This is a genomic window from Paracoccus sp. Arc7-R13 (assembly GCF_004010775.1).
GTDB lineage: Bacteria > Pseudomonadota > Alphaproteobacteria > Rhodobacterales > Rhodobacteraceae > Paracoccus > Paracoccus marcusii.
Window position 1 is genome coordinate 3,147,059 of sequence record NZ_CP034810.1, and the last position, 18,638, is coordinate 3,165,696.

Annotated in this window: 20 protein-coding genes; 13 read left to right on the forward strand and 7 right to left on the reverse strand. The window is 69.9% G+C overall.

Going from position 1 to position 18,638, the window contains the following annotated elements:
* The first annotated feature begins 43 nt into the window (after window positions 1–43).
* From EOJ32_RS15630 to EOJ32_RS15665, 8 genes are all read left to right on the forward strand, one after another.
* The gene (locus EOJ32_RS15630) at window positions 44–607 is read left to right on the forward strand and encodes a NifU family protein (protein WP_046001314.1); all 564 of its coding nucleotides are present in this window, start codon (window positions 44–46) and stop codon (window positions 605–607) included.
* Window positions 600–1,205 (forward strand): tRNA (adenosine(37)-N6)-threonylcarbamoyltransferase complex dimerization subunit type 1 TsaB, encoded by a 606-nt coding sequence (gene tsaB, locus EOJ32_RS15635; protein ID WP_240542448.1) that lies wholly within the window; start codon window positions 600–602, stop codon window positions 1,203–1,205. The genes EOJ32_RS15630 and tsaB overlap by 8 nt, the downstream gene beginning before the upstream one ends.
* Window positions 1,202–1,621, forward strand: a complete 420-nt coding sequence (locus tag EOJ32_RS15640) for a GNAT family N-acetyltransferase (RefSeq protein ID WP_127899160.1) — start codon at window positions 1,202–1,204, stop codon at window positions 1,619–1,621. The genes tsaB and EOJ32_RS15640 overlap by 4 nt, the downstream gene beginning before the upstream one ends.
* 81 nt (window positions 1,622–1,702) lie before the next feature.
* Entirely contained in the window at window positions 1,703–2,692 is a 990-nt protein-coding gene (locus EOJ32_RS15645) for a BMP family protein (RefSeq protein ID WP_046001312.1), read from the forward strand.
* Window positions 2,692–4,335 (forward strand): ABC transporter ATP-binding protein, encoded by a 1,644-nt coding sequence (locus tag EOJ32_RS15650; protein ID WP_240542449.1) that lies wholly within the window; start codon window positions 2,692–2,694, stop codon window positions 4,333–4,335. The genes EOJ32_RS15645 and EOJ32_RS15650 overlap by 1 nt, the downstream gene beginning before the upstream one ends.
* A complete protein-coding gene (locus EOJ32_RS15655; RefSeq protein ID WP_127899161.1) occupies window positions 4,335–5,441 on the forward strand; it encodes an ABC transporter permease in 1,107 nt (368 codons plus the stop codon). The genes EOJ32_RS15650 and EOJ32_RS15655 overlap by 1 nt, the downstream gene beginning before the upstream one ends.
* Window positions 5,442–5,548: 107 nt before the next feature.
* On the forward strand, window positions 5,549–6,466 hold the full coding sequence (locus tag EOJ32_RS15660; protein ID WP_240542554.1) for an ABC transporter permease: 918 nt from the start codon (window positions 5,549–5,551) through the stop codon (window positions 6,464–6,466).
* On the forward strand, window positions 6,450–7,256 hold the full coding sequence (locus tag EOJ32_RS15665) for a purine-nucleoside phosphorylase (RefSeq protein ID WP_127899163.1): 807 nt from the start codon (window positions 6,450–6,452) through the stop codon (window positions 7,254–7,256). The genes EOJ32_RS15660 and EOJ32_RS15665 overlap by 17 nt, the downstream gene beginning before the upstream one ends.
* On the opposite strand, the gene yghX is transcribed toward EOJ32_RS15665, so the two are convergent.
* From yghX to EOJ32_RS15680, 3 genes are read right to left on the reverse strand one after another with little or no spacing between them, the layout of a single operon-like run.
* Window positions 7,244–8,128, reverse strand: coding sequence for a YghX family hydrolase (gene yghX, locus EOJ32_RS15670; protein ID WP_045983273.1), 885 nt, complete (start codon window positions 8,126–8,128; stop codon window positions 7,244–7,246). The two genes, EOJ32_RS15665 and yghX, sit on opposite strands and share 13 nt — an antisense overlap.
* A gap of 57 nt (window positions 8,129–8,185) precedes the next feature.
* Window positions 8,186–9,295 (reverse strand): tRNA 2-selenouridine(34) synthase MnmH, encoded by a 1,110-nt coding sequence (gene mnmH, locus EOJ32_RS15675; RefSeq protein WP_127899164.1) that lies wholly within the window; start codon window positions 9,293–9,295, stop codon window positions 8,186–8,188.
* A gap of 2 nt (window positions 9,296–9,297) precedes the next feature.
* Entirely contained in the window at window positions 9,298–9,858 is a 561-nt protein-coding gene (locus EOJ32_RS15680; protein ID WP_046001308.1) for a L,D-transpeptidase, read from the reverse strand.
* Window positions 9,859–9,983: 125 nt separating this feature from the next.
* On the opposite strand from EOJ32_RS15680, the gene EOJ32_RS15685 reads away from it, so the two are divergent.
* Both EOJ32_RS15685 and EOJ32_RS15690 read left to right on the forward strand, forming a co-directional pair.
* On the forward strand, window positions 9,984–12,215 hold the full coding sequence (locus EOJ32_RS15685) for a cation-translocating P-type ATPase (RefSeq protein ID WP_127899165.1): 2,232 nt from the start codon (window positions 9,984–9,986) through the stop codon (window positions 12,213–12,215).
* Window positions 12,212–12,853, forward strand: a complete 642-nt coding sequence (locus tag EOJ32_RS15690; protein ID WP_127899166.1) for an arylesterase — start codon at window positions 12,212–12,214, stop codon at window positions 12,851–12,853. The genes EOJ32_RS15685 and EOJ32_RS15690 overlap by 4 nt, the downstream gene beginning before the upstream one ends.
* Window positions 12,854–12,859: 6 nt before the next feature.
* Here the strand turns inward: EOJ32_RS15690 and EOJ32_RS15695 are convergent, their stop codons facing one another.
* The 4 genes from EOJ32_RS15695 to meaB all read right to left on the reverse strand — a co-directional run bounded on the left by EOJ32_RS15695 (window position 12,860) and on the right by meaB (window position 15,948).
* A complete protein-coding gene (locus EOJ32_RS15695; RefSeq protein ID WP_045984182.1) occupies window positions 12,860–13,330 on the reverse strand; it encodes a copper chaperone PCu(A)C in 471 nt (156 codons plus the stop codon).
* A gap of 120 nt (window positions 13,331–13,450) precedes the next feature.
* Complete coding sequence (gene rpmB / locus EOJ32_RS15700) at window positions 13,451–13,747, reverse strand: 50S ribosomal protein L28 (RefSeq protein ID WP_046001306.1); 297 nt, start codon at window positions 13,745–13,747, stop codon at window positions 13,451–13,453.
* A gap of 126 nt (window positions 13,748–13,873) precedes the next feature.
* A complete protein-coding gene (locus tag EOJ32_RS15705) occupies window positions 13,874–14,908 on the reverse strand; it encodes a bifunctional transcriptional activator/DNA repair enzyme AdaA (RefSeq protein ID WP_127899167.1) in 1,035 nt (344 codons plus the stop codon).
* 65 nt (window positions 14,909–14,973) lie between these two features.
* Window positions 14,974–15,948, reverse strand: coding sequence for a methylmalonyl Co-A mutase-associated GTPase MeaB (gene meaB, locus EOJ32_RS15710; protein ID WP_127899168.1), 975 nt, complete (start codon window positions 15,946–15,948; stop codon window positions 14,974–14,976).
* Between the two features lie 122 nt (window positions 15,949–16,070).
* On the opposite strand from meaB, the gene EOJ32_RS15715 reads away from it, so the two are divergent.
* From EOJ32_RS15715 to EOJ32_RS15725, 3 genes are all read left to right on the forward strand, one after another.
* Window positions 16,071–16,457: a hypothetical protein gene (locus EOJ32_RS15715; RefSeq protein WP_052715326.1), complete on the forward strand. Its 387-nt coding sequence runs from the start codon at window positions 16,071–16,073 to the stop codon at window positions 16,455–16,457.
* Window positions 16,458–16,543: 86 nt separating this feature from the next.
* Window positions 16,544–17,836, forward strand: coding sequence for a serine--tRNA ligase (serS, locus tag EOJ32_RS15720; protein ID WP_127899169.1), 1,293 nt, complete (start codon window positions 16,544–16,546; stop codon window positions 17,834–17,836).
* A 54-nt stretch (window positions 17,837–17,890) separates the two neighbouring features.
* Window positions 17,891–18,634 (forward strand): hypothetical protein, encoded by a 744-nt coding sequence (locus EOJ32_RS15725; protein WP_127899170.1) that lies wholly within the window; start codon window positions 17,891–17,893, stop codon window positions 18,632–18,634.
* Window positions 18,635–18,638 lie beyond the last annotated feature (4 nt).

The following is an 18,638-nucleotide window of genomic DNA, read 5'->3' on the forward strand; positions in this document are numbered from 1 at the left end:
CAAGCGCCCCGGATCGCCATATCGGGATCAAAGGAGCGCCCCCATGTTCATCCAGACCGAGACGACGCCGAACCCCGCAACGCTGAAATTCCTGCCCGGAGAGACGGTGCTGGGCAGCGGCACGGCCGATTTCCCGACCCCCGAGACCGGGGCCGCATCGCCCCTGGCGCGGCGGATCTTTGCGGTGGACGGCGTGACCGGCGTGTTTCTGGGCCGTGATTTCGTGACCGTCACCAAGGCCGACCAGGTGCCGTGGGATCACCTGAAGCCGTCCGTCCTGGGCGCGATCATGGAGCATTTCCAGTCGGGTGCCCCGGCGATCGAGGGCGCGGCGGCGGACACGGGCGGCCATGTCGCCCATGAAGCAGGTCCGGACGCCGAGATCGTGGTGCAGATCAAGGAGCTGCTGGACACGCGCGTCCGCCCCGCGGTCGCGCAGGACGGCGGCGACATCACCTTCCACGGCTTCGATCGCGGCATCGTCTATCTGCACATGCAGGGGGCCTGCGCGGGCTGCCCGTCCTCGACCCTGACGCTGAAGATGGGGATCGAGAACCTGCTGCGTCATTACATCCCCGAGGTTGTCGAGGTCAGGCCCGTTGCCTGACCGGATCACCCCCGATCCAGTGGTTCTGGGGTTCGACACATCGGCCGCGCATTGCGCGGCCGCTTTGCTGCGCGGCGACGCGGTTCTGGCGGCGGTCCATGAGGACATGACCAAGGGCCAGGCGGAGCGCCTGATGCCGATGCTGGAGGAGATGCTGGCCGGCGCGGGCCTGGGCTGGGGCGACCTGGACGCGATCGGCGTGGGCACGGGGCCGGGCAACTTCACCGGCATCCGGGTGGCGGTGGCGGCGGCTCGCGGACTGGCCCTGTCCCTGGGCATCCCCGCCATCGGGGTCGAGGCGCCCGAGGCGCTGGCCTGGGGCCTGCCGCGGCCCTGCCGGGTGGTGATCGCGGGGCGGGGCGACATGGTCATCTGGCAGGACTTTGCCGAGGGCGCGGAGGGCCGGCCGCAGCAGGCTGCGGCCGGCGCGCTACCGCCCGGCCCGGCGCAGGCTGCGCCTGCGACAGGAATTGCCGAGGGCGTGGCGCGCCTGGCCGCGGCCCGCGCGCATCTGCCGCAGCCCCGCCCCGCGCCAGTCTATCTGCGCCCGGCGGATGCAGCGCCCGCCCGCGATGCACCCCCGGTGATCCTGGCGTGACGCCCGACGATCTGGCCGCGCTGCATGCGCGATGCTTCGACAGCCCGCGCCCCTGGTCGGCCGACGAGTTCGCCAGCCTTCTGGCGGGTCGTGGGACGTTCCTGCTGGAGGCGCCGCACGGTTTCCTGATGGGGCGCGCCATCGCCGGCGAGGCCGAGTTGCTAACCGTGGCCGTGGACCCGCAGGCGCGGCGGGCGGGCACGGGCCGCGCGCTGGTTGCCGCATTCGCGGGCAAAGCGGCGGCGATGGAGGCCGAGGAGGCCTTTCTGGAGGTCGCGCATGACAACCTTGCGGCACGGCGGCTGTATCAGGCCACGGGATGGCTGGAAGCGGGCGTCCGGCGGCGATATTACGGGCCTGCGACGGACGCGATCGTGATGCGTCTGACGCTGCGTGCGACCCAAGAAGGCGGTTGACCGGACCCCGTGCGATGCGCCCTAATCGGGCGATCAGCGGGCCCGTTGAATCGCCCGCGAAAAACAGGATGAGGTTCCTTTATGTCCCTGATGAAATCGCTGCTGGCGGGCTCGGCCCTGGCCGTGCTGTCGACCGGTGCGGCGCTGGCCGATCCGGCGCTGATCTATGACCTGGGCGGCAAGTTCGACAAGTCGTTCAACGAGGCGGCGTTCGGCGGCGCGCAGCGTTGGGTCGAGGAGACCGGCGGCACCTATCGCGAGCTGGAGATGCAGTCCGAGGCACAGCGCGAGCAGGCCCTCCGCCGCCTGGCCGAGAGCGGATCGAACCCCATCGTCATGACCGGCTTCGCCTTTGGCGACGTGCTGACCAAGGTCGCGGGCGATTACCCGGACACGAAATTCGCCATCATCGACATGGTGGTCGAGGCGCCGAACGTGCAATCGGTCGTCTTCACCGAGGAGCAGGGCAGCTATCTGGCCGGCGTCATGGCCGGGATGGCGTCCGAATCCGGCACCGTCGGCTTCATCGGCGGCATGGACATCCCGCTGATCCGCAAGTTCGAATGCGGCTTTGCCCAGGGGTTCAAGTCGGTCCAGCCCGAAGGTTCGCTGGTCAGCAACTATACCGGCACGACGCCCGCCGCCTGGAACGACCCCGTCAAGGGTGGTGAGCTGGCGCGCGCGCAGAAATCGCAGGGCGCCGACGTGATCTATGCGGCCGCCGGCGGCACCGGCATCGGCGTGCTGCAGGCCGCCGCCGACGAGGGCATCCTGGCCATCGGCGTGGACAGCAACCAGAACGCGCTGCATCCGGGCCAGATCCTGACCTCGATGGTCAAGCGCGTGGACAATGCGGTCTTCGACGCCTTCACTGCTGGCACCGACCTGGAGCCGGGCGTCAAGGTCATGGACCTGGCCGCGGGCGGCGTGGACGTCGCGGTCGACGACAACAATGCCGAGCTGGTCACCGCCGAGATGCAGGCCGCCGTGGACGAGGCCAAGGCTGCCATCGCCTCGGGCGAGGTCACGGTGCATGACTTCATGACCGACAACGCCTGCCCGGCGTCGTAATGACCACTGCGGGCGACATGCTGGGGGGGCGGTCGGCGACGGCCGCCCCCGCTGCCATCGAGCTGCGGGGCATCTCGAAGGCGTTCGGGGCGGTTCAGGCGAACCGCGACATCAGCCTGTCGGTGCCGCGCGGCACGATCCACGGCATCATCGGGGAGAACGGCGCGGGCAAGTCGACGCTGATGTCGATCCTCTACGGCTTCTACAAACCCGATGCGGGCCAGATCCTGGTGGGCGGAAAGCCGATCAGCATCAGCGACAGCCAGACCGCGATCCGTGCGGGCATCGGCATGGTGTTCCAGCACTTCAAGCTTGTGCAGAACTTCACCGTGCTGGAGAACATCATCCTGGGCGTCGAGGATGGCGCCCTGCTGCGCCCGTCGCTGTCCAAGGCGCGCGGCGTCCTGAAGCGCCTGGCCGCCGAATACCAGCTGAACGTGGACCCCGACGAGGTGGTGGAAAACCTTTCCGTCGGACACCAGCAGCGGGTCGAGATCCTCAAGGCGCTGTATCGCCAGGCCGACATCCTGATCCTGGACGAACCGACCGGCGTGCTGACGCCCGCCGAGGCCGACCATTTGTTCCGCATCCTCAAGGGGCTGCGCGACGAGGGCAAGACGATCATCCTGATCACGCACAAGCTGCGCGAGATCATGGAGATCACCGACAACGTGTCCGTGATGCGCCGCGGCGAGATGGTCGCCTCGGTCCGGACCGCCCAGACCAGCCCCGAGCAACTGGCCGAGCTGATGGTCGGCCGCAAGGTGCTGCTGAACGTGGACAAGCAGCCGGCGCGGCCGCAGGCCCCGGTCCTTGAGGTGCGCGGCCTGACCATGGTCGATGCCGAGGGGGTGGAGCGCTTGCGCGGCATCGACCTGGACATTCGCGCCGGAGAGATCCTGGGCATCGCGGGCGTCAGCGGCAACGGCCAGACCCAGCTGCTGGAGATCCTGGGCGGATACCCCGAGAAGGGCGCCAGGGTCACGGGCGAGGTGCGCATGAACGGCGCCGCCCTGCCCCTGGCCGGATCGGGCTGCGATGCCGGTCAGCGCCGCCGCGACGGCGTGGGCCACATCCCCGAGGACCGTCAGGTCGAAGGCCTGATCATGGATTTCGCCGCGTGGGAGAACGTGGCCTTCGGCTGGCACGACGCGCCCGAGTTCAACAGGGGCTGGCTGATGGACAACGACGCCATCCGCCGCGACGCCCAGGCCAAGATGGAGCGGTTCGACGTGCGCCCGCGCGACTGCCACCTGGCGGCGCGCAATTTTTCGGGCGGGAACCAGCAGAAGATCGTCGTCGCCCGCGAGATCGAGCGCAACCCCGACCTGCTGCTGATCGGCCAGCCCACGCGCGGCGTGGACATCGGCGCGATCGAGTTCATCCACAAGCAGATCGTGGCCCTGCGCGACGCGGGCAAGGCGATCCTGCTGGTCAGCGTCGAGCTGGACGAGATCCTGGCCCTGTCCGACCGCGTGGCCGTGATGTTCGACGGCCGCATCATGGGCGAACGCCTGCCCGCACAGACCACCACCGGGGAACTGGGCCTGCTGATGGCGGGCATCACCGACACCAGGAGCGTCCCCGACGATGCGGGCATCCCGCCGGGAATCGCCCATGACCTGCCGGAAGGACGCGCCTGATGGACAAGATGCCGAAATGGGCGGACGTCATCCTGACGCCGCTGATCTCTCTGGTGCTGGCGATGGGCATTTCCGCGCTGGTGATCCTGGCCATCGGGGAAAGCCCCTGGATGGCGCTGACCACGATGGTCGAAGGGGCGCTCGGCTCCAGCTATGGCTGGGGCTTCACGCTGTATTACGCGACGAACTTCATCTTCACGGGGCTGGCGGTGATGGTCGCCTATCACGCCGCCCTGTTCAACATCGGCGGCGAGGGGCAGGCGGCGATGGGCGGCCTGGGGGTCGCGCTGGTGCTGCTGTTCCTGCCGCTGCCGCATTGGGCGATCGCCCTGCCGGTGGCGATGCTGGGCGCCGCGGCCTTCGGGGCGGCCTGGGCCTTCATCCCCGCTATCCTGCAGGCGAAACGCGGCAGCCACATCGTGATCACCACGATCATGTTCAACTTCATCGCCGCGGCCACGCTGAACTATGTGCTGGTGAACCAGCTGCGCCCGACGGGCAGCATGGACCCGGCCTCCGCCCGCTTCCCCGAGGCCACGAACCTGCCCGCGCTGACCGACATCGCGGCGGGCATGGGGTTTGAATGGGGCCGCAACACCCCGGTCAACGTGACCTTCCTGGTGGCGCTGGCGGCCTGCTTCCTGATCTGGGTGCTGATCTGGCAGACGCGTCTGGGCTATCAGATCCGCGCCTTCGGCAAGTCCGAACCGGGTGCGGTCTATGCGGGCATCAACCCGGTGCGCATCACCGTCATCGCCATGCTGATCTCGGGCGCGCTGGCGGGCATGATGGCCATCAACAACGTGATGGGCGAATCCGAACGCCTGGTCCTGAACGCGGTCGAGGGTGCGGGCTTCATCGGCATCGCGGTCGCGCTGATGGGCCGCAACCACCCCCTGGGCATCCTGCTGGCGGCCCTGCTGTTCGGCTTCCTCTATCAGGGCGGCGGAGAGCTGGCGCTGTGGACCACCATCCCGCGTGAGCTGATCATCGTGATCCAGGCCCTGGTGATCCTGTTCACGGGCGCGCTGGACAACATGGTCCGTATGCCATTGGAACGGTTGTTCCTGACCATGAAACGGACCAGCCGGGGGGCGGTGAAATGAACATCCGCGACTCGCTGATCGCGATCATCGTCCTGGCCATCTGCCTGGTCTGGGCCTTTGCCGACGGCGCCGCCGCCCAGCAGGGCATCGGCAGCGCGCTGCGCCTGATGACGCCGCTGCTGCTGGCCTGCCTGGCGGGGCTTTATTCCGAACGCGCCGGGGTCTTCGACATCGGGCTGGAGGGCAAGATGCTGATGGCAGCCTTCACCGCCGCATCGGTCGCCTATATCACCGGCAGCGCATGGCTGGGCCTGGCCGCGGGCATCGCCGGGTCGCTTGCGCTGTCGCTGATCCATGGCCTCGCCTCGATCACCTTCATGGGCAACCAGCTGATCTCGGGCGTGGCGATCAACTTCCTGGCCTCGGGGCTGACGGTGCTGGTCGGACAGAACGCCTTCGGACTGGGCGGGCGCACGCCGGCCCTGACCGGTGCGGGGCGGTTCAACCCGATCACCCTGCCCGGCGCCGAGGCGCTGCGCAATGTCCCGGTGCTGGGCCCGATCTATTCAGGGCTGATCTCGGGGCAGACGATCCTGGTCTATGTGGCCTTCGCGCTGGTGCCGATCACGTGGTGGGTGCTGTACCGCACCCGGTTCGGCCTGCGCCTGCGCGCGGTGGGGGAAAACCCCGCCTCGGTCGATACCGCGGGCGTGTCTGTCACACGTCTGCGCTATACCGCGGTGGCCATCGCAGGGGTGCTGTGCGGCATCGCGGGCGCCTATCTGGCGACCGGCCTGTCGGCGGGCTTCGTCAAGGAGATGACCGCCGGGCGCGGCTTCATCGCGCTGGCCGCGCTGATCTTCGCCAAGTGGCGGCCGTGGCAGGCGCTGTTCGCGACCTTCCTGTTCGGCCTGCTGGAGGCGATCGCCAACCTCTATCCGAACCTGGACCTGGGGATCATCACGGTGCCGTCCATGTTCATGAACGCGCTGCCCTATATCCTGACGGTGGTGATCCTGGCCGGCTTCGTCGGCCGCGCCATCCCGCCCCGCGCCGGAGGAGAGCCCTATGTCAAGGAGCGCTGAGCTTGCCGCCCTGATCCGCGACCGCGCGGGTCAGGAGGCGCCCGAATACGGCCTGATCCTGGGGTCCGGGCTGGGCCACCTGTCGGCATGCGTCGATGGCGTGGCGATCCCCTATGACAATCTGCCGGGCTTTCCCCATGCGGGCGTGTCGGGCCATGTGCCCCAGCTGGTCATCGGCCAGCTGGAGGGGGTGCGGGTCGCGGTCTTCGGGGGGCGGTCGCATTACTATGAATCCGGGCGGGCGGACGCGATGCGTCTGCCGCTGGAGGTGCTGGCGGCCCTGGGATGCGACAAGCTGATCCTGACCAACGCCGCCGGGTCGCTGCGCCCCGACATCCCGACCGGCGGGCTTATGCTGCTGAACGACCACATCGCGTTTGCCGGCACCAACCCCCTGATCGGAGAGGCGACCGACGCGCGCTTCGTGCCCATGACCGACGCGCATGACGCCGCGATGCGTGCGGCCCTGCTGGCCGCCGCCGAGGCGGAGGGGGTGGCGCTGCCGCAGGGTGTCTACTGCTGGTTCTCGGGGCCCAGCTTCGAGACCCCGGCCGAGATCCGCGCCGCGCGCACGCTTGGCGCAGATGCGGTGGGCATGTCGACGGTGCCCGAGATCATCCTGTCACGGTTCCTGGGCCTCAGGGCGGCGGCCATCTCGGTCGTCACCAACATGGGGGCGGGGCTGTCCGACGAATCGATCAGCCACGACCACACCAAGGCAATGGCCCCTCTGGGCGCGGCCAAGCTGGAAACCGTGCTGCGCCGTTTCCTGAAGGATCAGGCCAGGTAGCGGGCGAACCAGTCCAGCGTCCGCTGCCACGCCAGTTCCGCGGCCTCGGGGTCGTATCGCGGCGTGGAATCGTTGTGAAAGCCGTGGTTGGTGCCCGGATAGACATGCGCCTCATAGGTCTTGCCAGCCTCCTTCAGCGCGGCCTCGTAGGCGGGCCAGGTGGCGTTGACGTTCTCGTCGATCTCGGCGAACTGGAACAGCAGCGGCACCTCGATCTTGGGAACATCCGCCACGGGGGCCTGCCGGCCATAGAAGGGCACCGACGCGCCCAGTTCCGGATAGGCCACCGCCAGCGCGTTGCACACGCCCCCGCCATAGCAGAAGCCCACCGCGCCGACCTTGCCGGTCGACTGCTCATGCGCCATCAGATGTTCGGCCCCCGCAAAGAAATCGTTCATCAGCAGGGTCGGATCGACCTCGGCCTGCAGGGCGCGCCCCTCCTCGTCATTGCCGGGATAGCCGCCCTTGGAGGTCAGCCCGTCCGGCGCCAGCGCCAGATAGCCCGCCTTGGCCAGGCGCCGCGCGACGTCCTCGATATAGGGGTTCAGGCCGCGGTTCTCGTGGATCACCAGGACCGCGGGCCAGGGCCCCTCGCCCGCCGGGGCCACCTGATAGGCACGAACCTCGCCATGCCCCTCGGGCGACGGATACGTCACGTATTCGGGCAGGATGTCGGGATCGGTAAAGCTGACCTGCTGGGCCAGCGCATAGTTCGGCCGCAGCATGTTCAGCAGCGCCAGCGCGGTGACGCCGCCGACCGCGAACTTGCCCGCCCGGTCCAGGAACTGCCGCTTGGTGATGCGGCCGTGGGCATAGAAATCGTACAGCTCCAGCAGCTCCTGCGGGAAATCCTTGGCACTCATCCGGGTCATCGCGCTCTCCTGACATGGGGTCGCAGTCAGACTAGGCCAGCCCGCGCCCCTGCCCGATCACAAATCAGAGACCGCCGCGCGGGTGTCGCCCGCATCCACCGCCGAACGCGCACCGTTCGCGGTCATGCGGGCCAGCGCGGCCTCGACCCGGCCGGTGGCGGCGTCCAGGTCGGACAGGTCGTCCAGTGCGACGATCTGTCCGCGCCCGTCGTCATGGCGCGACCGGTGCTTGTCATAGCGCGGGTCGTAATGATCCCGCAGCAACCCCTCGGACAGTTGCTGCCACCGGCCCTGCGCCAGCGCCTGCCGCCAGCCCTCGACACGCTCGGCGGGGTGCAGGGGGGCCATCAGGTCCAGGATCGCGGCGACGCGCGCGGGATCGTCGACCATGTCGCGATAGGTCGCGGCGGTAAACGCCGCGCGCGCGGCAACCGGCACCTGCATCTGCAGGCGGGGCGCGGCGCAGATCGCCTGCCACATTGCCTTGGGGACGGTGATCTGGCCGATGCGGCTGCTCTCGGCCTCGACCAGCAGGGGGCGGGCGGGATCCAGACGCTCCAGCGCGACGGCCAGGCGTCCTTCGAACATCTTCTGGCTGGGCTGGCCCTCGGGGTGGCCGCCGAACAGGCTGCCGCGATGGTTGGCCAGCCCCTCCAGGTCGATCACCTGATGGCCGCGCTGCGCCAGCCGCTGCAGGATCGCGGTCTTGGCGCTGCCCGTGTTGCCGTCCAGCACGATCACCGGGGCCGCGATCGGACCGTTCTGCACCCGGTCCACGACCAGCGACCGCCATGCCTTGTAGCCGCCCTGGACCCGCGCCACGCGCCAGCCGATCTGGCTCAGGATCGTGCCGAAGCTGCCCGAGCGCTGCCCACCGCGCCAGCAATAGACCAGCGGCTGCCACGCGCCGCCCCGATCGGCCAGCGGCCCCTGCAGGTGCCGCGCCGCATTGGCCGCGACCAGCGCCGCCCCCAGCTTGCGGGCGTCAAAGGGTGACACCTGCTTGTAGACCGTGCCCACGCGGGCACGTTCCGCATCCGACAGGACCGGCAGGTTGATCGCTCCGGGCAGGTGATCCTCGGCGAATTCCGCCGGGGCGCGGACATCGATGATGTCGTCGAACCCGGCCAGAACCGGGTCCGCCGCACTGGCAAGCGTCAGATCCAAGATCAGAAGACGTAGACGGGCGTGCCGATGGGCACCTGGTCGAACAGGCTCATCACGGCCTCGTTGCGCATGCGCAGGCAGCCGTTGGAGACCGCCCGCCCGATCGATCCGGGATCGGTCGTGCCATGGATGCGGATGGCGGTGTCGTTGCCCCGGTCGTCATACAGGTACAGCGCCCGCGCCCCCAGGGGGTTCTGCGGACCGCCGGGCATGCCGTCGGCGTATTTGGCATAGGCGCCGGGGTTGCGTTCGATCATGTCGTCGGTCGGCCGCCAGCTGGGCCATTCGACCTTGCGGCCGATCGTGGCCTTGCCCTTCCAGACCAGTTCGGCCGTGCCGACGGCGACGCCGTAGCGGACCGCCTTGCCCGGTGCGACGACGTGATACAGGAAGAAATCGCGGCTGACGACGACGATGCTGCCGGTCTCGAAATCGTCCCGGATCTCGACCTCGATGGGGGCATAGGGATCGACCGCCGCCTCCTGGGCGCCGGCCAGCGTCGGGGCCAGGGCGGGTGCGGCCACCAGCAGGGCGGCCAGAGAGATCATCTGACGACGGTTCATGGCGCAGTTCCAATCGGTTTGCTTTTCCCCCGGATACAGCGAAACGCCCCCGGCCCGCAACTCACGAGGGCGTTCGGCCGCCTCGCGGCCTTGACCGCGCGTCCCTCGCGCCACATCTGTCACCCATGACACAAGCCGCAGCCCCGATCCCCGCCGATGGCCTGCCTGTCACCCGCCTGGCCATCCGGGGCATGAGCTGCGCGGCCTGTTCGGGACGCGTGGGCCGCGTGCTGTCGGCCCGCCCCGACGTGGCGGATGCGCAGGTGAACCTGGCCACCCACCGCGCCCAGGTCAGCCACGATCCCGCCCTGACCCCGCAGGCCTTGGCGCAAATCGTGACGGATCTGGGCTATCCCGCGACCGTCATCGCCGACCGCGCGCCCCCACCCCCGGACGAGGCCCCGGCCCTGCGCCGCGCGGCCCTGACCGCCGCCGCCCTGACCCTGCCCGTCGCGGTGGTCGAGATGGGCGGCCATCTGGTCCCGGCCTTCCATCACTGGCTGCATGCGCTGGTTCCCATGCGCGCGTTGTGGGTCGTGCAGATGATCCTGACGCTGGTGGTTCTGGCCGGACCGGGGCGGCGGTTCTTTGGCACGGGGCTTGCCGCCCTGCGCCGCGGCGCGCCTGAGATGAACAGCCTTGTGGCGCTTGGCGCGGGCACGGCCTTTGCCTTTTCCGCCGTCGTGACCCTGGCCCCCGGCCTGGTCCCCGCCGCCTCGCGCCAGGTGTGGTTCGAGGCCGCGGCGGTGATCGTCACACTGATCCTGACCGGCCGCTGGCTGGAGGCGCGCGCCAAGGGCCAGGCCGGCGCCGCGATCCGCGCGCTGCTGGCCCTGACGCCCGATCACGCGACCGCGCTGCGCGACGGGCATCCGGTGCGTGTCGCGGTTGCCGACCTGCAGCCGGGCGATCTGGTGCAGCTGGCACCCGGCGAACGCATCGCGCTGGACGGCGTGCTGACCGAAGGCGCGGGCCATGTCGACGAATCCATGCTGACGGGCGAACCCGTCCCGGTGCTGCGCGCGCCCGGCGACACGGTGACCGGCGGCACGGTCAACGGCGCGGCCGCGCTGACCTTTCGCGTCACGGCCACGGGGCCGGACACCGTGCTGTCGCGGATCGTGGCCTTGGTCGAAGAGGCGCAGGCCGCCCGTCTGCCGGTGCAGGCGCTGGTCGACCGGGTCACGCGGATCTTCGTTCCAGTGGTTATGGGCCTGGCGGTGCTGGCCTTTGCGCTGTGGCTGACCTTTGGCCCCGACCTTGCGCATGCGGTCGTGGCGGCGGTGTCGGTGCTGATCATCGCCTGCCCCTGCGCGATGGGCCTGGCAGTGCCGATGTCGATCATGGTGGGCAGCGGGCGCGGCGCGCGGCTTGGCATCCTGTTCCGCCAGGGCGATGCCCTGCAGAAACTGGCGGGCGCGCGGGTGGTGGCCTTTGACAAGACCGGGACGCTGACGCAAGGCCGCCCCCGTGTGACGCAGATCTGGACCCACGGCATCGACCGCGACGCGGCCCTGCGCCTGACCGCCGCGGCCGAGGCCCGATCCGAACACCCCCTGGGCCGCGCGATCCTGGCCGAGGCAGGCGGCATGACGCTGCCCCCGGCGCAATCGGTGACCGCCCTGCCCGGACGCGGCCTGACCGCGATGGTCGAGGGGCGGTCGCTGCTGATCGGCAACGCCGCCGCGCTGCAGGCGGCGGGCATCGTGCCGGACGCCGCCCTGATCCGCCATGCCGATGCCGTATCGACCGATGGCGCGACCCCGGTGCATCTGGCCGCCGACGGCCGCCACGTGGCGACATTCGCGCTGGCCGATCCCGAACGACCGGAATCCGCCGCGGCCATCGCCGCCCTGCGCGACATGGGCCTGCGGACCCAGATGCTGTCGGGCGACCTGCCCGCCACCGCGCAGGCCATGGGCGCGCGGCTTGGCATCGACCGGGCGCAGGGCGGGCTGACCCCCGACGACAAGCTGACGGCGATCCGCGCGATGGGGCCGGGCAGCGTCTTCGTGGGCGACGGCATCAACGATGCGCCGGCGCTGGCCGCCGCCGACACGGGCATCGCCATCGGCACCGGGACCGATATCGCCATCGAGGCCGCCGATGCGGTGCTGATGGCGGGCGATCCGCAGGGCGTCGCCCGGGCGATCCGCCTGTCGCGCGCCGTGATGCGCAACATCCGCCAGAACCTGTTCTGGGCATTCGCCTATAATGCCGCGCTGATCCCGGTTGCCATGGGCGCGCTGGTGCCCTTTGGTGGGCCGCAACTGTCGCCCATGCTGGGGGCCGGCGCGATGGCGCTGTCCTCGGTCTTCGTGGTGACGAATGCCCTGCGCCTGAGGACTGCCGCATGATCCTGACCCGCCGCCACCTGCTGACCGCCGCCGCCGCCACGCTGGTCCGCCCCGCCCAGGCACAGGCGCTGCCGCGCATCCTGTGCTTTGGCGACAGCCTGACCGCCGGTTTCGGCCTGGGCCCGACCGAGGGGTTGGTCCCGCAGCTGTCGGCCTGGCTGGCCGATGCGGGGCGCCCGGCGGATCTGATCGATGCGGGGCTGTCGGGGGACACGACCTATGGCGGCCGCGTGCGGATTGAGCTGTCGATGCGCCGCCACCGCCCCGATGCCGTCATGGTCGAGCTGGGCGGCAACGACATGCTGCGCCGCTGGCAGCCCGCCGATGCCGAGGCGAACCTGGACGCGATCCTGCAGACCGCGGGCAGCGGCGGGCGGCCCCTGCTGCTGGTCGGCATCCATGCCCCGGCGGGCCAGCCCGACTGGCGCCGCGCCTGGAGCGGCATCTGGCCGCGTTTGGCCGAACGCCACGGCGCGCTGCTGCTGCAGGATCTGTATGCGCCGCTGGCACAGGTGCCCGCGACCGACCGGGCGCCCCTGCTGCTGCGGGACGGGGTTCACCCGTCGGCGCAGGGGGTGGCGCTGATCGTCCGGCACCTGGGTCCGGTGGCCGCCCAACTGGTCGAACGGGCGGCCTGAGGGGCCTCAGTGGCCCTGATGGTCGCCGTGGTCGTGATCGGCGGGGGCGGCATCCTCGCGCTGGTTGTCGACGACGACCTGCACCTCCTCGGTGCCGCAATCGCCGAAATCCATCGACAGGGTCAGCGTGTCGCCATCGGCCAGCGGTTCGGCCAGGCCCAGCATCATGATGTGGTCGCCGCCGCGGTTCAGGGCGTGGGTCTGACCGGCGGCGACGGCGATCCCGTCCTCGATCCGGGTCATCTTCATGACGCCGCCTTCCTCGACATGGGTGTGCAGCTCGACCCGCTCGGCCGCGTCGGACGACACGCCCTGCAGGGTGCAGGCGACCTGACGGTGGTTTTCCAGCTGCATGAAGACCGCGCCCACCTTGGGGTTGGTGCTGCGCGCATAGGCGTCGTTGGCGTGCATGCCGTCATGGGCAAGGGCGGCCACCGGGGACAGCACCGCGACGGCGGCCAGGATCGACAGTTTCATTCGGCAAGGTCCTTGGATGGGGCCGGGGCGCGCACAGGCCGCACCGCACGGGCCGGGGTTCCGGACATGCAAAAGCCCCGCCGGAACGGCAGGGCCATGCATCATCCGACGATCATCGGATCAGGCGGTCGCGGCAGCCGATTCGGCCTTGACCAGGTCGCGCTTGATCTTCTGGGCGCGGTCCGACAGCTCGGTGTCCTTGGCTTTGGCCAGGAAGGCGTCCAGGCCGCCACGGTGATCGACCGAACGCAGCGCCGCAGCCGAGATGCGCAGCGAGTAGCCGCGGCCCAGCTTTTCGGACAGCAGCGTGACCTCGTTCAGGTTCGGCAGGAACCGGCGACGGGTCTTGTTGTTGGCATGGCTGACATTGTTACCGCTCATCGGGCCTTTGCCGGTCAGTTCGCAGACGCGCGACATGGTGTGTTCCTTCGTCTCAGCTGTGCGGGCGGGGGGTCCGTCCCAATGTGAAAAGGCGCCGCGAGGCAGCGCCCGGAATTCCGTTCGCGGGTGGCTACCGCATGAGGGGCGCGTCGTCAAGCCTTGTCAGGTGATTCCATAGCCGCGCTCCAGCGCGATCAGGCGCTCCTTGCGCCACAGGCCGCCCGCATATCCGGTCATGGTGCCATCTGTGCCGATGACCCGGTGACAGGGCACGACCAGCGCCAGCCGGTTCGCCCCATTGGCCGCCGCGACCGCGCGGACGGCGGTGGGATGGCCGATGGCCGCCGCAAGCTGGGCATAGCTGCGCGTCCGGCCCGCGGGAATCGCCTGCAGTTCCTGCCAGACGCGGGTCTGGAACGGCGTGCCGCGCAGGCGCACCGGCAGGTCCAGCCGCCCGTCGCTGCCCGCGAAGAACCGGGCCAAGGCGGCCTCGGCCCGGTCGGTCACCGCGGTGCGGCCCAGCCCGATCCGCCCCCCCGCCATCACCGACAGCCGCCGCAGCCCCTGGGGCAGCGCCTTGCGGTCGGTGAATTCCAGCAGGTGCAGGGCGTCGTCATCGGCGATGGCGATCATCCCGCCCAGGGGCGTATCGATCCAGTCCGCGCGCAGGTCCGCGGCCCCCCGCATCTGGTGCGGGGCATGCCCGAACAGGCGTGCAAAGGCCTGCCGGAACCCCGATGCCGAATCGAACCCCGCGTCCAGCTGTGCGTCGATCATCCTGCCTCCTTGCGTCAATGTGGTCAGGCCCGCGCGCAGCCGTGCCGCGCGCGCCAGCTGCAGAAAGCTGGTGCCCAGATGCTGGCGGAACAGCCGCCGCACGGTCGAGGGGTCATGGCCCAGGGCGGTCAGGTCCGCCTCGGACCAGCGGCGGGCGGGGTCGGCGGCCAGCGCCGCGCCCAACGTGGCGACCAGCGGCGGCACCTGCCCTTCGGGACGGCAGCGCAGGCAGGGGCGGAACCCCGCGGCCCGCGCGGCGGCGGCATCCGCGAACCAGCGGCAGTTGTCGCGCCGCGGCTTGCGCGCCGGGCAGGTCAGCCGGCAAAAGATCCCGGTCGAGGTGACGCCGACCAGCGCCCGCCCGTCATATCCCGGATCACGCGCCAGCAGCGCGGCATACAGATCGTCATGGTCCGGCATCGCCCCCTCCTGTGCGGACCGGTCTAGCCGATTCGCGGACAGGGCGGGGCGCGTTTTCGGGCATTTCATCGCGGCTGCCGCAACCAGTCCAGTATCTGGCGCGCCGCCTCGACCGGGGGCAGCGCGCCTTGGGTGACACGGGCGCCCAGATCACTGATGCGCGCGCGGGCGTCCGGGGCGTCCAGCTGCGCCAGCAGCCCGCCTCGCAGTTCGGCCATGAACCAGTCGCGCGCCTGTTCGGCCCGGATGCGGTCGAAATGACCGGCATCGCGGCGCCAGTCGGCCAGATGGCGCATGCAGGACCAGGCCTCGGGCAGGCCCGCGCCGGTGGTCGCGCTGACGGGCATGGCCTTGGGAAAGCCGTCGGGATCCTGCGGGCGCTTGCGCAGCAGGCGCAGCGCGCCCGCGTAATCGGCCACCGTCCGGCGCGCGGGCGACAGCAGGTCGCCATCGGCCTTGTTCACCAGGATCAGGTCGGCCATCTCCATGATGCCGCGCTTGACCCCCTGCAATTCATCGCCGCCCGCAGGCGCCAGCAGTAGGATGAACAGGTCCGACATCTGTGCGACCAGGGTTTCGGACTGGCCGACGCCCACCGTTTCGATCAGGACGACGTCGTGGCCCGCGGCCTCGCACAGGCGGATCGCCTCGCGCGTGCGGCGGGCGACGCCGCCCAGATGGGCGCTGGACGGGCTGGGCCGGACATAGGCGCGCGGGTTGCGCGACAGAAGCTCCATCCGCGTCTTGTCCCCCAGGATCGAACCGCCCGACCGGGTCGAGGACGGATCGACCGCCAGCACCGCGACGCGCAGCCCTTGTTCGGTCAGCATCGTGCCGAACGCCTCGATGAAGGTCGACTTGCCCACCCCCGGCGTGCCTGACAGGCCGATCCGCAGGGCCGTGCTGTCGGGCAGCGCCGCGATCAGGCGGCCTGCGCGGTCGCGGTGGTCGGGGCGGGTCGATTCCACCAGGGTGATCGCGCGCGACAGCGCCCGCCGATCGCCTTGCAGCAAGGGTGTCAGAAGATCGTCCGTCGTCATCGCTGCCTTGTCCCGCTTTGCGCGAGACACTGGACCAGCCACCGCCGGGGGGCAACCCCGTCGACCTTGTGCCATGGGCCGGCAGGGCGTAATCTGGCGCCATCCCGCGTGGAGGTCCGGTCATGCCCATCCTGTCCCGCCGCACCGTCCTGATGGGCGCCGCGGCCGTGATGCTGCCCCTGGGGGTGCGGGCTGCGCCGCCGTCGGGCTGGCGGCTGATGATGGTCGAATCGCCCGCCTGCCACCATTGCCGCGCCTGGCACGCGCAGATCGGGCCGGGATATGCGGCCTCGGCCGCGGGGCGGGCCGCGCCGATCCTGCATGTCGACGTGGATGGCCCCTATCCCGATGGGCTGGCACTGGCGCGGCGGCCCTGGATCACGCCCACCTTCGTGCTGCTGTCGGACGGATCCGAGGCGGGCCGGATCGAGGGTTATGTCGGCCAGCGCTATTTCTATCCCGTGCTGGAGGAGATGATGCGCGGTGCGGGACTGACACTGGGCGCGTGATATTCCCGCGGTGGCGGCGGGCCGGGCTTTCTGTCGCGGTCGGCATGCGCTAGTCAGGCACCCAGACAATTTGCGAAGGTGCCGCCATGCATGACATCCGTGCGATCCGTGACAATCCCGATGCCTTCGAGGCGGCGCTGAATCGCCGCGGGCTGACCGGCCTGACCGCGCAGATCCTGTCGCTGGACGAGGCCCGCCGCGACAAAATAAGCATGGCCGAAACTGCTCAAGCCGAACAAAATAAAGCCAGCAAAGCTGTTGGCGCAGCCAAGGCCGCTGGCGATGAAATAGAATTTGAGAATCTGCGCAGACGAATTGCGGTTACGAAAGCCACTGTATCGGTCATGCAGGCCGAAGCCGCCGATCTGGACGCGCAGCTGCGCGATCTGCTGCTGGGCATCCCGAACCTGCCGCTGGACCGTGTCCCCGAGGGCCGGGACGAGGACGACAATGTCGAACTGCGCCGGTGGGGCACGCCTGCGGCACTGGACTTCGCCCCGGTCGAGCATTTCCAGATCGCCGGTGTCGTGCCGGGCATGGATTTCCAGACCGGCGCCAAGCTGTCCGGCAGCCGCTTTGTCGTGCTGAAGGGGGCGGTCGCGCGCATCCATCGCGCGCTGGCGCAGTTTATGGTCGACCTGCATGTCGACCAGCACGGGCTGGAGGAGACCTGGACCCCGGTCCTGGTGCTGGAACAGATGATGCTGGGCACCGGCCAGCTGCCCAAGTTCGGAGAGGACAGCTATCTGACCCGCGAAGGGTACTGGCTGATCCCCACATCCGAGGTGACGCTGACGAACACCGTGAACGGCGACCTGCTGGACCAAGCCGCCCTGCCCCGCCGCATGGTCGCCCACAGCCAGTGCTTCCGATCCGAGGCAGGCAGCGCGGGCCGCGACACCACCGGCATGCTGCGCCAGCACCAGTTCGAGAAGGTCGAGATGGTGTCGATCACCGACGCGGATACCGGTCTGGCCGAACATGACCGCATGACCCGCTGCGCCGAGGCCGTGCTGGAGGCGCTGGAGCTGCCCTATCGCACGATGATCCTGTGCACCGGCGACATGGGCGCGGGCGCGCGCATCACCCACGACCTGGAGGTCTGGCTGCCCGGACAGGACCGCTATCGCGAGATCAGCAGCGTCAGCTATTGCGGCGACTATCAGGGACGGCGGATGAACGCGCGCTATCGCCCGGCAGGCGGGGGCAAGCCGGAATTCGTGCACACCCTGAACGGGTCCGGCCTGGCCGTCGGGCGCGCGCTGATCGCGGTGCTGGAAAACGGCCAGCAGGCCGACGGATCGGTCCGCCTGCCTGCGGTCCTGCACCCCTATCTGAAGGGCGCGACCACGCTGACCGCGCAGGGATCGCTGGCCTGACACCCCGATTGCGGACGGCGCGAAACTGCCGCAGGCCGGCGCGCGTTGGCCTGCATGACACGGATCGGTTCAGTCTTGCATCTGGTGGTCGCCGCGATCTTCGTGATCTGCGGCGTGATCTTCGCGATGCAGCCCGATGCGCGCATCATCACAGACGCGGCGCGTCTGGCGGCGCCGCTGCTGCCGCCTGTCGCGCCGACCAGCATCGCCATTCCCCACCTGTACCTGAACCCCGACAACCTGCTGATGTGGATGCTGCTGATCGCCGTCTGGATGATGGTGATGCTGGATGCGGTCGGGCAGTGGATCGACCCGTCTGATGACGAGCCGATCCGTGCGGGCCGACCGCGCGTGTGGCCGATGCTGCTGGGGGCGCTGGTCCTGGCATCGGTCTGGCCACTGCTGATCGACAATCCGGGCGTGCTGACCCTGGCCTCCGTGGCCGGGGCCGTCGCCGCGACGGTGGGCGCCCGGCGCGCGGCGGGTCGGCATCGCCCCGCGATCGGGTTTCTGGCCGGATGGGCCACCGCCCTGGCCTCGGCCGCGCTGGCGGAACTGACCGCCGTGCAGTTCGGCCTGTCCGCGCAGATCGTGTCGGCCGTGGCGATCCTGCCCGCCGCGGCCCTCGGCATGGCCGCGCAGATGTGGATCGGCCCAAGCGTGGGCTATTCCGTGGCGCTGATCTGGGCATTCTGCGGGCTGGCCATCTCGACCATGGGCAGCGATCCCATGATCGCGCTGGCCGCGATCATCGGGATCAGCGCGATGGCCACGGTGCTGATCCGCGCGGCCAGCTGAGCCG